The sequence below is a fragment of the Flammeovirga pectinis genome (assembly GCF_003970675.1).
Classification (GTDB): Bacteria; Bacteroidota; Bacteroidia; order Cytophagales; family Flammeovirgaceae; genus Flammeovirga; species Flammeovirga pectinis.
In genome coordinates this window covers 939,964-954,400 of record NZ_CP034562.1, presented here as the reverse complement: position 1 = coordinate 954,400, position 14,437 = coordinate 939,964, and the positions used below count along the sequence as shown (strand labels likewise).

The following is a 14,437-nucleotide window of genomic DNA, read 5'->3' as shown; positions in this document are numbered from 1 at the left end:
ATCCTCCCTAATATCAAATTAAGGAGGATTTTTTTTATATCATATAATCCTATTAATTAATTAATTACTTTCTTTCTACGAATCTGTTTATCAGAAACCAATTCTATAATATGAATACCCTTTGATGAAAAATCTGACTTATCAATTTTTAATTTATTGATTCCATTTTGCCCAATTCCCTTTTTAGAATGAACAACACTTCCTGTTAAATCATATACTTTTATTTCGTATTCTAATTGATCTCCTAGATTAAATTCTAGGGTAGATTGATCTACAAGAGGATTGGGGTAAATGTTAAAAGAATCAGAAATAATTTGAGGCTGAAATTCTATCTCTTTCAATCTATAACTTGATGAAGTTGGAATAGTTAAACTAAATGACTTTTCTTCACATTCATAACACCCCGTCCAATCAAGAAAAGTTACCGTTCCACTTACAGTAGAACCATTTGCAAACCCACCAGGAGGAGCAAATTCCGCTCTTCCTATTCTTTGCTCTTCTGTGCTAGGTATAAAATTCTGAGTCCAGAAGTCACCTTCACCTTTATAATGAAAGTATAAATCTTGACCTCCATATTTATCTGTTGGCCAACTTGCAATAATTGTATTATTATCTGAAACCTCAAATGAAACATGATTAGGAGTTGACCCAATTTCAACAAATTTTGTTGACCCTGGTTCTGTAGTTGATTCTGATGGCCATTGATCTGAAGTACTAAATTTTACTTGAACCCATAAATACATCTTCGGGTCAAATCCATTAGGTTCTCTTCTAATTTGTGTATTTCCTGATGTTTGATTATCAATATATTTCCATTTAAATGGTCCATCAGGATAGCCTCTTCCTGGAATTGCGTACTCATATCGAATATCTATTGGTACATTCTTATAATAGTCTTTATCCCAGATCACATTTACATAATCATCTACAACTACTACAGATTGAAAATCAATATCATATTCTTCAATTCGATGCTCTACAATATGATTATTGAAATCTTTATTTTGAAATGCAATTTCAATCTCTTTTAAACCAGGTGACAAGGGACCTAAAATAACTCTTCCTGTTGAATTATTTTCAGAGTATGTCCAAGTAGATGATCCATAATCTCTATATCTAAACTTGATCGCTGTATTTCCATACTTTCCTAATAACCATTCTGCTTTAATATTATAACCTTCATAAATTTGTGTTTTAACAAAGCTCATGTTCAAGTTATTAAATTCATGTACTTGAGTATTCCAAGTAGTAGAAGACGATTCTTTAATAGATACATCAACATTTTGAGGTATAAAACCATTATTAGGTCTTAGAGTAACATTCCCTGAAGATTGCTGGTATAGATAAGAAGAAGCATCAGAAGTACCTTGATATTTATATTTGAAATCAAAAGTTAAATTTCCTCCATATCTATTATTTGGCCAAGTAAATTTTATTTCATCTTCAATAGAACTTATAGAAACCACTTTATAGGAGTCTTTTATCAATTGGTTACTTGGATTCCCACTCCAATTGGCATTGGTAAATTTATATTCAACTTCAACATTACCCGTCGAGAAGCCATTTCCTGGTGTTAAATCTATATGTCCAGATGCTTGATTTAATATATTTGTCCAAGAATTATCATTACTATGTTTAAATCGAATATCTAATGGAGCGTTACCAAATCTATGTTCATCCCACTGTACTACTATTCTATCATCATGAATAGATGCATACGCATGACTTGGTGTAGTAGCTACGTAATAAGTTCTTTCATAATCACGAATCCAAATATTTGTTGAACTAAGCTTAATATCTATCCTAGTACCTGGTGCTAACCCATCTCCTTCCCCAATTGTTTTGCCATTAGGTTTATTATTATCATCATATTCATAGCTTATTTCCTGCCAAATTCCTTCTGAAATTCTATAACGAAATGTTACTTGCATACTTGTATTCCAATATACGTTCACTCTGTCTGTTAAAAGCTCAGAACTAAAAGTATCAGCAAAAGACTGAAAACTAAGTAATAACAAACATGACAAGCACAATAACTGCTTTTTTAATTTAGAAACATTCATACTGATAATCGTTTAAAAATTTAAATAAAATTTACTGTTTAATTATCTGCTTAGTAACCACCTCTTCTCCAATCATAATTTTTAAGAGATACGTCCCAGAGGATAGATTACTAAAATCGATAATTGTCTGAATTGGGAGTTCTTTTATAAATAACCCATCATTTGTAAATAGTACCATTTTGGTAATTTCATTCACCGTAGTTAGCTTTAATATATCTGTAAAGGGGTTAGGGAAAACCACTAACTCTGTGCTTTCACTCTCTTGATCAATAAAACTTTCTTCTTCCGTATTAGAGTTCGTTGTTTTTCTTGCTGCAGAAATAGGTTCTGGTTCTATACCTCCAAAAGGAGTTTGGTCTTTACACCCACAAGCATTACAATCATTTTGTCCATTAAGGTCTGTGGTTACATCAAGTATTTCACTATGTCTTTGATAATGGCCTATTCTATATTGCACCTTAGGTATTTCTGTTCCACTACCACATTCTAAACCTCCATTAATAATATTAACGGTCACGCCAAAGCCCGGTAGACGGTTATTTTGTGTATCATAAGTAGTTGGTAACCAATCTCCAACCATTACATCATGTGCAGATGGTTTCGGAAACTGCGGAGTCATCCAAAACCAAATAGCTGTCTGGAAAGCCAACGCTCCATCTTCTATTACTTTTTCAGGCTCATTTAGTAAAATGGTTTTATCACCGTATAAAAATTCACTTGCAGCACCATAATTATAATTCCAACTTAACTGAATTGGGCCTCTTCCATGATAAGATTTCCCTGCCACTGGAGGGTATACTGTTGACGTATTATCCACATAACCAATTTGACCATTTTCATACCCCACTTCTTGTCTAAAGTATAAACCCCAAGCATATCTACCACCTGGTGCAGTATCCCAACCTCCTGTTGTTTCCTGAGAAATATTTGCAAAAAAAGCTGCTAACTCTCTTTTTCTTATTGTAGAATCTCCTTCATTTATAAAAGTTCCGTAATCAACTTCTTGCCTTACAATATTTTTTGATAGGTTTTCGGTTGCATCAAAATTTGTATCTGCTCTAATAATTGTAGACGAATTTGTAGTTTTATCAATTCTTGTAAGCCTATACAAATTAGTCGTAGCCCTTCTTTCAAAAACAACTTTAATGTTAGCCATTCTATTGATAGCCTCTAAAAAATTAGCGTAAGAGAAGAAATCTTCACCAGGTAGAATTTGATTTACGCCAAAACGATTAGGGAAAATTTCATCATATTTTTGTTGTGTTATTAGCTGTTTAAATACTATTGTGATCTGCTTCGTTTCAGATTCTCCATTACTATTTGTTGCAGATAACGTATAACTACCATAACTAGATGGAGTCCATGAAAAATGAGTACCAGAAAATTCTTGTGTATCAACTGTAGTTACTACTTGTTTCTCTATTCCACTCTGATCAAAAGCACTTAGTATTACTTCAATTGGTTTTAATGTTGAAGTATAAATAACTTCTCCGTCTTCGAGCGACTGAAAAAATAAGCCTGGTTCAAAATATTCTGAAAAAGTTTGATTTATTTTATTTACAAAAGGTGATTTCGTTTCTAAACAAAATCTTAATTTACTTCCATAGATTGTTCTTACTTCACTAAAATCTAAATCTCCCCATACAGGAGAAATAATTACTCCTCCTCCATCATTTTGATTTACAAAGAGAGCCTTTTCTTTGGTGCTTGTAGTATCTTCAATACTCAAAAAATAATTACTTCTAGTATAATAGGGAACTTTCGCAGTATTGTCCCAATGTTTTGACCATGTATCATAAATATATGAAATTGGCCCTATAAAAGGCCTTCCATCCCATGCTGCAAACGTGTCTGTATCAGCTCCAATAACAGGTCTACCTAAAGCTGCGTTGCCATTAGTCTTTATTCCTGCACCGTAAAATGGGATTCCAAGTATTATTTTCTCAGAAAAAACCCCCGCTCCTGTCATTAAATTAAAGGATGTTTCAAGAGAAATATTTTGATCTGATTTGTAATTATGTAGTGGAGAGTTATGTCCTGTTTTTTCAGAAAAACTACCATTAATATCAAATGTCTGCATATTGAAAAAATCAATAGACCTGCTTAGTAGATTCCATTCAAAAGGGTCTTGTCCTGCATTGGAATTAAACGCTGCTGTTAATAATTTATCTTGTCCTATAGCTGCTCTAACATCTTGAATAAGAAGCGTAAAATTATGGTAGTCAGCCTGTGTTCCTTGGAAATTAAGTCCACCTCTTCCAGGGTATATCCAATTGATATCAATACCATCAAACCCTAAAGCCATTAGTTTATTTATATCTTCAATAAAGCGAGCTCTTTTAATTGGGTCTGCTGCAATAGTTGGAAAATGTTTACTCATTGTAGCACCTCCAATAGAAGCTAAAATTTCTACACCATTCTCCTCTCCTAATTCAAGTAAACCTTTTCTTCCATTACTTTTTTTACAAGGAATAGGGAAATCTCCAGATATGTTCCAACCTGTATTGTGCCAACCATTTCCTTGCGCTATAAACCCTTGTGCCGTAGCTGTTGCATCAATCGATAGTTTTAAATCCAATTCTCCAAATAATAGATAGTAATCCCAACTACTATACACATCTGGATGGAGAACTTCTCCTGGGTCTTGTTCTTCATTGGCATTATTTATAGCTGGATTTTTTAAATCAGCACTATGCAAAGAGCCATCTTTTGCTACTCCAAAAAAAGAGTAATTTAGTATTGTATATTGAGAATAATCTAAATTTAACTGATTGTAAACTCCATTTATTGGGAGGTTATTACCTGTACCTTTCCACGCATCCCATTGCGTAAAGTATCCAATTACTTCTTTTTGGTGATCATTGGTTGTATTGTTTGCCTCCCCATTTATCTGGGCGGTTAATTGAAGGTTACCAATAATAAAGATAAAAAAAGTGAGCAATATACTCCTAGAGCATAATGTAGTAGTATTAAATGCATATTTCATATTAATGAACGTTAGTATAAAATTTAATTAGTTTTTTGACGATTGCTTTGGTTTCTAATTACTCCTGAGGTTAGCAAAAGAAACGTACTTATTTATTCAATAATTCATTGTAATGTTGTAAGATTTTGGTGTTTAATAAAATGAGTTCCCTCCTAATAAATTATTCAATAGTAAGCTTAATAATTGTTTATTCTATCAGTTGAAAGGTGTAGTAGATTTGATAGAATATTAAGTATTTGGAATAAAAATAGTTAGAAACAATTCTCGATCACATCTCAAATGTTGATCAAATAGAATGAAAAAAAAAATTGATTTAAATCTATAATAAACAGTTTAATAAAAACATTAAACACCTAACTATCAATTGATTATTTAATAATAAATTTAAGATTCATGTTTAGGTATAATCACATAGGTAATCAAATTATTAATATACATTAACTAATCAATATGAGAACTTTTAAGAATTACGACCTAAATTTTAATTCTGATTATTCAAAACCAGTTGATGAAATACTCAAGGATATAACTAACTATGAAAAAATTATTACACGAACATCTACAGACCGTATTACTTCTACTGTCTGGTCTGACCTACATTGTATTTTTAATTGTATTCTTATTAAAAAAAAAGTATTTAAATAGAGAAAAAATAAAGGCTTCTGCTATTGTTGAAGCTGAAAAAGAAAATTTATTGGATAAAGAAATTCAACAAAAATCTGAATTATGTAAAATTCTTAATTTTAAAAATAGCCTGCTACAAGCAAAAATTGGGCAGTTAGAAAAAGAAAATTTCACTTATAAAGAAAAAGTTTCTTATAGCTCCTTACTCTCATTTAATGAGTTTATTATGTTATTCCCTTCAGAAAAATATTGTTTAGAAGTTTTAGATAACCTAAAGTGGGAACATTGTTATTCTTGCAAAAAATGTGAATCTCTTTTATACTCAAAAACAGAAAAAGGTAGAAGATGTAAAAAATGCAACTATGTTGAATCTGAAAGAATAAATACCATTTTCCATAGGGTGAAAATTCCTTTACAAAAATCTTTTTACGTTCTCTATTTTATATTCTACAATAAAAACAATGTAAATGTTGCTTTGCTAGCTGAGAATATTGATATGCGCTATAATACTTGTTTGTGTTTAGTACGAAAAATTCAAAAAGTAATTGAGAAGCAAAATGATGATATTTTTCTTAATCCAGAAGGGTGGAAAAAAATAGTCTTATTAGATAGGCTAGAATAAACATAATTGTCTTTAAAACAAGAAGGCTATTTCATTATTTAGAATGAAATAGCCTTCTTGTTTTACAATTCAACCCCAACTACTAGCACATCGTCTGTCTGAGTGCTTGCCCCCTTCCATTTCTCAAATACGGTATCAAGTACTTTTTGCTGCTTCTCCATTGATAGATTAATTGTTTTATTTAATACCTCAACAAAGCGTTTCTGCATAAATTTAGTGTCTGATTCTCCTCCAAATTGATCTTGAAAACCATCACTAGTTAAATAAAGTCTATCTCCTCCTTGGTAATGAATAAGTGTAGAATTAAAATCTTTCCGAACGGATTTACTATTATAACCAATAGTAGATTTTGAACCTGCATATTTCTCTATTGTATTCTCTTTTCCGACAAAATAAAGAGGTCTTTTTGCTCCAGAAAATTCTATAGTTCTCGTATCACTATTTATTACAACCAGTCCTAAATCCATACCATCATGTATTTTTTTTGTATTCTTTAAGTTCATCAAAGCATACAATTCCATATCAAGTAAATTGAGTATATTATCTGGTGTATAAACCTTTTGGTTAGTAATAATATCATTCAATAATAAATTTCCTATTATAGTCATAAAAGCAGCAGAAACACCATGTCCTGTACAATCTGCAGCAATTAAAAAACGAAGATTATCTATTTGATAAAACCAATAGAAATCTCCAGAAATAATATCTTTTGGTTTACTTGTAATAAACCCATCTTTAAATTGATCTACTATAGACTGACGGTTTCCTAAAATTGAATGTTGTAATTTTCTTGCATAACTAATGTTCTCCGTAAGCTTAGTATTCACTTTAGTAATCATATCGTTTTGATACTTTAGCTCATTACTTTGCTGTAAAATTTCTTCTTTCTGATCCTGAATTTCTCTTGTTCGTTCGTTTATTTTTAACTCTAAGTCTTTATTTATATTGATTTGCAACTCATGGTTTTTCTGAAGTTGTTCAAATAACTCTCTTTCTACAAGTTCTTTTTTCTCTTGAGATTCCATTAAATTTTCATGAGCATCTTGTAATGCAATTCCTCTACTTATCGTTTCTCTAAGGTATTTATCAATAGCATTAACTGCTGGTCTAAAAATGAAAAAACCCTCCAGAAAAATAGATGCTAAAGTGATAAATAAGAGAATGTATTCTATTAGAGATACTTTTTTTGTTCTGCTTGTAGATTCATGATCATATTGGAAAGTGATAGTGTTCATTTGCTTCAAAAAAGAGGCCTCATTTTTTAGAATGATTGATACATCTTCTTTAACTTCATAGGCATGCGAGGATAATAAGATGCTATTTCCGGCTTTAAAAATTGCTTCAAAATTATCGGTAATACCTTCGAACATTTTCTTGATTGTCTCGCTATTTTCACCTTCCAAAGCCATCTCTTCAGATCGGTTCATTAGCCCATAATGTGAGGTAGACAGAAGGTGCATCACATTTTCTAATTTACTTTTCAATAAAGAATATTCTCTATCAGAAGTTGCTCTTTCTAGTTGTAAAGCTAGTTTACTAATCTTCTGACTTAACATTCTCTGACGTCCAGATATATTAATAATCCTAGCATCTTTTTCTTGTTCTGTTAAAACAGATCTGATTATAAGTTGACTAGTTATGCTTAAAAGGGCAATTAATGAAAGGGCAGTGATATATGAAGCCGTAAACCTTTTTTTCGGATTCTTTAGTAAAAAATGATTCATTCTGTTTGCTGTTAGTTATTTTGTGTTGTTTAAGTGTGTTGTGAGTTTTAATGATTCAAGAAGTCCATTAAATAGCCTCTGTACTGATAGTAATCTGGATGTTCTAATATATCTACTCTATTTCTTGGTCGTTCAAAAGGGATTGCAAGTTCATCACCAATTTTAGCAAAAGGTCCACTGGTCATCATAATCACACGGTCTGCCAAGAAGATAGATTCATCTACATCATGAGTAATCATAATTGCAGTAATCTGTTCTTTTTGCCACACCTCCAACAATACATCTTGCAATTCACCTCTAGTTAAAGAATCTAACATTCCAAAAGGCTCATCTAGGAGTAACACCTTTGGTTTTAAAGCAAATGCTCTTGCAATGCCAACTCTTTGCTGCATTCCCTGAGACAGTTCCGATGCTCTTTTATCAAAATCATTCCCTAAACCTACTTTATCAAGGTAGTATTTACAGATATCTTGTTTTTGCTTTTTTGTAGCATGCGGAAAAACCTGTTTAACGCCAATCATTACATTTTGTAAAGCAGTCATCCAAGGAAATAAACTTGGCGATTGAAATACAACCGCTCTATCTGGCCCTGCCCCTCTTACTTCATCTCCATCTACATAAACACTTCCTTTACTAATGTCGTTTAACCCCGCAATCATTGTAAGTAATGTAGATTTACCACAACCTGAATGACCAATTACAGAAATAAACTCCCCTTTTTTTACGGTCAATTGTAAGTCTGACAATACAGTATAATCACCTTTAGGAGTAGGATAAATTTTAGCAATATCTTTACAAACCAACATATCTGGTCTTGTATCTTCAATAATTTGGGTTGACGATACTATTAATTTTTTCTCTAAAACACTCATCATAATTTACTTTTTTATCGTTATTAATTGATTTTTAAATAGATCTTGATCTAAAAAAATTGTTGTTTTTCTTTTCTTCTTTGAATACCCCATTTTACTCTCCCAGGCATTACTGGTTTCAAATCAGGCAATTCGTAAGAAGTTGTTTTTTCACTTTTTCTAGATGCTCCAACTGCAATCAAATACTCTAAAATTTCATTTCTAAGATGTTTGTACGTTTCATTTTTATTGATTTCTGCAATAACTCTCGGTCTTGGTAAGTCTACTTTAAAGTTAGGACCTAACTCTGCCTTTGGCCCTGGTTTTAAAGGAATAATCCTATCGGCCATTACAACCCCTTCATCAACATCATTCGTAATTAACAAACACGTCTTTTTATCCTCTCCCCAAATATTAACTATCTCTTCTTGTAAAGTCCCTCTTGTTAAGGCATCTAAGGCACTTAAAGGTTCGTCCATTAAAAGCATTTTGGGGTTCATGGCTAAGGCTCTTGCTACAGAAACTCTCTGGCGCATCCCTCCAGACAATTCTGCAGGTTTTTTATCTATTGCATGCGATAGGTGTACCATATCTACATACTTTTTAATTAATGCTGTTTTTTCTTTTTTAGAAGATGATGTATAGACTTCATCAATTGCTAATTTTATATTCTGAGCTACTGTTAACCAAGGCAGTAAAGAATAATTCTGAAATACTACACCTCTATCTGGTCCAGGCCCTGTTATTGGTTTACCTTGTAATAATACCTCCCCTTCATCTGGAAATTCCAATCCATTGATAAGATTTATAAGAGTAGTTTTTCCACTCCCAGTAAACCCAACAATTGCTACAAATTCTCCTTCTTCTACAGATAAATTGATATTCTTTAATACCTCTACTTTATCTTTTCCTGTACCGTAAGACTTGCTTACATTTTTAAGTTCTAAATAAGCCATAGTGATACGATTAAGCAGTTTCGTTTTTATTAAATGACATCATGTTTTGAATAACCATCATGATTCTATCCAAAAGAAAACCAATCATACCAATGACAAACATGGCTACAATAATTTTAGCATTAGAATCATTTGCTCCATTCTGAAATTCCTCCCAAACAAACGAACCTAAACCAGGGCTTTGTGCTAATAATTCTATTGCAATTAATACCATCCAAGCTACTGATAAAGTAATACGTAAACCTGTAAAAATCATTGGTAAAGAAGAGGGTAATACTACCTTAAAAATATTCTGACCTATACTTAATTTTAATACTTTGGCTACGTTTACAAAATCTTTATCTACAGAAGAAACACCCATACTTGTGTTTACTAATGTTGCCCACATAGAACATAAACCTACACTTATAAATGAGATCATAAACGACTTATCCATATCAGAATCCGACATTACTGTTTTGATGATCATGAATACCAAGAGTAACCAAACTACCGGAGAAACTGGTTTTAAAATCTGAATTAGCCAGTTAAATGATGTTCTTAATGTTGTACTTAATCCAATTAATATACCTAATGGAATCGCAATAAATGCTGCTAAAAAAAAGCCTGCAAATACCGTTTTTAAACTTGTACCTATTTGATCTACAAATGACGGACGACCAGTATAAGTAATCGGGTCTTTACCTGCTGCTACTCTCTTCTCATTTGTTTTTGCAACTTTAGCTGCAAATGCATCTTTTTTGTCTAAAATTATATTATGATCTGCCAATAACGATAAATAAGCATTCCATACTTTTACAGGAGATGGTAGTGTGTTTGGTTGGCAGCTTACATCGCCAGCGTAAATACAGTTTTGCATTTCTATAGCTGCTGCTTCACCTTGTTCTAATTTTGCTTTTTCAATTTTAGCAGTTGCCTCTTTATTAAATAAATAATTAGCACTTACCTGCCATACTAACAAAAACAGTAGAATTGATAAAAATGGAAATACATAAGATTTCACGATTGTATCTATATTCTTCTTTACTTCTTCTCCTTGAAATATCTTTACCCAAGGAGCAAGAAAAGCTTGAATTCCTGTTATTTGTAATATTTTATCTTTCATTATAGTATTCTTTTAGTGTCTGAAATTAAGTTGTTGTTAGTCTGTTTTATTAAAGAAGGATTGTTCTTTTTTTTTAAGTTGATGAATGTAGGCGTTTCACAGCGCCAGTTCCACGCCTACACTTTCAGTCAACTTAGATATACTAATAATTATGGCAAATAATTATTTTGTTGCTTACATAGAAGCGTCTTTATTACCTATTTTAAAGCTATTGATATATTGGATAGGCTCTTTTCCATCAAACAGTTTCCCATCGATAAAATCTGTTGTTGGAGCTTTATAACCATCTGTGTCTGGAACATCTGTTTTAGCTAAATGACCTTCTTCCACCAATAAAGCGGCGGCTTTTTCCCATATATCTGGGCGGTAAATATCTTTAATTGTCTCATCGTACCATCCTTTAGGTTTAGCCGAAGGAATTTGTCCCCAACGTCTCATTTGAGTTAAAAACCACACACCATCAGAGTAAAATGGATACGTTGCATTATGTCTAAAGAATACATTAAAATCTGGCATTGCACGTTTGTCTCCTTTTTCAAATTCAAACGTACCCGTCATAGAATTGGCAATAACAACAGAGTCTGCTCCTACATATTCTGGCATAGATAAAATACCAACAGCTTTAGCTCTATTACCGGGTTCATCTAACCACTTTCCCGCACGGATTAATGCCTTAGTAACAGCAACTGCTGTATTTGGATATTTCTCAGTAAACTCTTTTGTCATTACAAATACCTTTTCTGGATTATTCTTCCAGATATCATAATTTGTTGTAACAGGAACACCAATTCCTTTAAATACTGCTTGCTGATTCCAAGGTTCACCCACACAATACCCGAAAATTGTACCTGCCTCTAATGTAGCTGGCATTTGTGGTGGAGGTGTAACAGAAAGTAAAACATCTGCATCAATCTGACCTTGAATATTTTCTTTTGTATAGAACCCAGGGTTCACATCTGCTGCTGCTAACCAATAACGAATTTCATAGTTGTGTGTAGAAACTGGAAATACCATTCCCATTTTAAAGGCTTTTCCTTCACTTTTATACTCGTTAATTACAGGAACTAAAGCATCCGCTTTTATTGGGTGGACTGGTTTTCCATCTGCTCCTTTAGGTACATTTGGTTTCATTTTTTTCCAAACGTCATTCGATACAGTAATACCATTACCATTCAAATCCATAGAGAAAGAAGTTACCAAATCTGCTTGTCTACCAAATCCAGCTCCTGCTGCAATTGGTTGCCCTGCCAACATATGAGAACCATCTAACTGACCATCAATTACACGGTCTAAAATATTTTTCCAATTCGATTGTGCTTCAACAGAAACAAATAACCCTTCATCTTCAAAATACCCTAACTCTTTTGCAATTGCTAAAGGAGCCATATCTGTTAGTTTTATAAAACCAAACGTTAACTGTGGTTTTTCTATATCTAATTGTTTAGTTGATGATTCTTTTTCTACAACTACAGTAGATTTTGTTTCTGAAGAAGTTTTTGAACCACTACAGTTAAAAAATAAGCCAATAATTGCCACCCCTACTACTTTAGTAGTAAGTGATTTTAAGAATAAATTTTTCATTAGTTTGTTATTTTAAGAGTTTGTTTAGTTTGCTGATTTTGTTTTAAAAAGAGTAGGCTTAAATGTTAACATCACAAATGCCCAGTTATTGATTAAACCACTATCTCCGCCTTTCAATACTTCCATAGAAGAAGTCCCAAACATTTGAGAGTAACCTACCATTAATGTAGCAACAGGGCTTAATTTGTTTACATAAACTAGGTCTATCTCTGTACCTAAATTACCATCAACTATTTCTTGTACTCCATCTGAACTAACAGATTTAACTACATCTGTTGCTGCTAAAAACTGATGCAATTGAGCTTTTAAAGTTCCTTTACCAATTTTAAACTGAGTATTTAGATAAATATCTTGTAAACCAACATTATTACCTATTGCATCGTTATGTGGATTTCCTACATAGAAGTAATCCATAAAACCATTGAATTTATGGTTTGTACCATATGCTGGTGTAAAGTTTGTTACCTCTCCAGAAGCTGGATCACCACCTGATAAAATTTGATAACCAAGTGTAATAGGAGTTAATTTTGTTTTTGCAGTAAAGTTTAAGTCTAATAAGTAAGCATTTACATCTGCTGTACCTCTTTGCCCAGTTTGGTAATACCCTTCACCGGCAACTTTTAGAATACCAAATTTCTTAGATCCTACAACACCTAATGTTTGTCTTTGGCTTACACTATCGGTAGTTGATCCATATTGATAACTTTCATTAAAAACTAAACCAGAAACGGCTCCGCCTTCCCAGTCTTTATGCGCCCACAAATATTGCATTGCCTTGTAGTTGTTTGTACCTAAATACACGTTACCTTCAACCTTTTTAGGCTCAACACCATTTTGGTTATACGCTAATCCTGCATGAATTTTAAACTTTTTAGCCTTATCATCAAAAATAAATAAGGCAGCATCATGTCTTCTTCCTTGCTGTGCCCATTCTAAACCACCTAAAAAACGTTGGTTATCATAAGATATAATCTGACGTCCAACTTTTAATCCGAATTTAGAAGTAAAGTTATACTGTGCCCATGCTTCAGAAATTGTTGTCATAGCAGGGTCAGACTTATAAATTTGATCTGTTTCACCCCACATACGTACATCTTGTAATGATAAACGCATAATTACTTTATCTGAAGAATAATCAAGATTTAATCTTGAACGTTGTTCTGTAAAAAATGCTGGAGTTGATGAATCTGTTCTAAGCTTTTTAAATCCGTTTCTGAATTCAGAACGAGGACGGATCTCTGCAGACATTTTAAAGTCTTGCGAAAATACTTCAAAGTTTGTTGTTAAAAGTAGAATGAGAGCTGTGTAAATTAATTGTTTCATTTGCTTAAGTTTTGATTTAATTAAGTAATTATACTTATATCATATGCAAACTTAAGACGCTTATAGAAAACAATATAGGGGAATTATCAGCTTAAAAGCTGTTTTTAAAACAATACAAAACCTGCTAAAAAACAGATTAAGTGATGATATGTAGCCTCAGGTAGTCAAAAACAAGCATTACGTACATTTACTTACGTAACAAAGAAGGCAACTACTTTCTAATGTAATTGCCTTCTTTCTATATTGTTGGAGAAAATTTCTCTATTTTATTTTGAGCATCCCGTTGTGCTTGAATAACCCAACGTTTAAACATCTTCATTTTTCTATCTAATTCTCTTGAATTTGTTCCCACCTGAGATTTGTAGACAACCAATTCATTTTGATTTACATCTTCAATACCAAAATCTTCTCTAAAACGGTAATTGGTCAATAATTCTCTATGAATTCTTTCCGTACGTTCTCTACTGAGGTTTACATTATTAGAAAGTGCTTTAAAAGCAAAAGTCGCAACTTCCACAACTCCTCTTTTTAACTGTAAACTCCATCTAAAATCTATTTCTAAAGGTATGGTATCTAGCAATTGTGAATTAAAATTATTCATT

At 32.3% G+C, this 14,437-nt stretch carries 10 protein-coding genes; 1 reads left to right on the top strand and 9 read right to left on the bottom strand.

Features of this window, described 5'->3' with window-relative positions:
- Positions 1-56: 56 nt before the first annotated feature.
- Both EI427_RS03935 and EI427_RS03930 read right to left on the bottom strand, forming a co-directional pair.
- Positions 57-2,063, bottom strand: coding sequence for a T9SS type A sorting domain-containing protein (locus EI427_RS03935; protein WP_126611845.1), 2,007 nt, complete (start codon positions 2,061-2,063; stop codon positions 57-59).
- 31 nt (positions 2,064-2,094) lie between these two features.
- Entirely contained in the window at positions 2,095-5,049 is a 2,955-nt protein-coding gene (locus tag EI427_RS03930) for a glycoside hydrolase family 19 protein (RefSeq protein WP_126611843.1), read from the bottom strand.
- A 535-nt stretch (positions 5,050-5,584) separates the two neighbouring features.
- Between EI427_RS03930 and EI427_RS03925 the strand changes: the two genes are divergently transcribed.
- Positions 5,585-6,295 (top strand): hypothetical protein, encoded by a 711-nt coding sequence (locus EI427_RS03925; protein WP_126611841.1) that lies wholly within the window; start codon positions 5,585-5,587, stop codon positions 6,293-6,295.
- 62 nt (positions 6,296-6,357) lie between these two features.
- Here the strand turns inward: EI427_RS03925 and EI427_RS03920 are convergent, their stop codons facing one another.
- The 7 genes from EI427_RS03920 to EI427_RS03890 all read right to left on the bottom strand — a co-directional run bounded on the left by EI427_RS03920 (position 6,358) and on the right by EI427_RS03890 (position 14,436).
- Positions 6,358-8,019, bottom strand: coding sequence for a SpoIIE family protein phosphatase (locus tag EI427_RS03920; protein WP_126611839.1), 1,662 nt, complete (start codon positions 8,017-8,019; stop codon positions 6,358-6,360).
- 47 nt (positions 8,020-8,066) lie between these two features.
- A complete protein-coding gene (locus EI427_RS03915; RefSeq protein ID WP_126611837.1) occupies positions 8,067-8,894 on the bottom strand; it encodes an ABC transporter ATP-binding protein in 828 nt (275 codons plus the stop codon).
- A gap of 47 nt (positions 8,895-8,941) precedes the next feature.
- Positions 8,942-9,826 (bottom strand): ABC transporter ATP-binding protein, encoded by an 885-nt coding sequence (locus EI427_RS03910; protein WP_126611835.1) that lies wholly within the window; start codon positions 9,824-9,826, stop codon positions 8,942-8,944.
- Between the two features lie 10 nt (positions 9,827-9,836).
- Positions 9,837-10,931, bottom strand: a complete 1,095-nt coding sequence (locus EI427_RS03905) for an ABC transporter permease (protein WP_126611833.1) — start codon at positions 10,929-10,931, stop codon at positions 9,837-9,839.
- A 174-nt stretch (positions 10,932-11,105) separates the two neighbouring features.
- Entirely contained in the window at positions 11,106-12,512 is a 1,407-nt protein-coding gene (locus EI427_RS03900) for a CmpA/NrtA family ABC transporter substrate-binding protein (protein WP_126611831.1), read from the bottom strand.
- Between the two features lie 24 nt (positions 12,513-12,536).
- Positions 12,537-13,835 (bottom strand): alginate export family protein, encoded by a 1,299-nt coding sequence (locus EI427_RS03895; RefSeq protein WP_126611829.1) that lies wholly within the window; start codon positions 13,833-13,835, stop codon positions 12,537-12,539.
- 238 nt (positions 13,836-14,073) lie between these two features.
- A complete protein-coding gene (locus tag EI427_RS03890; RefSeq protein ID WP_126611827.1) occupies positions 14,074-14,436 on the bottom strand; it encodes a hypothetical protein in 363 nt (120 codons plus the stop codon).
- Position 14,437 lies beyond the last annotated feature (1 nt).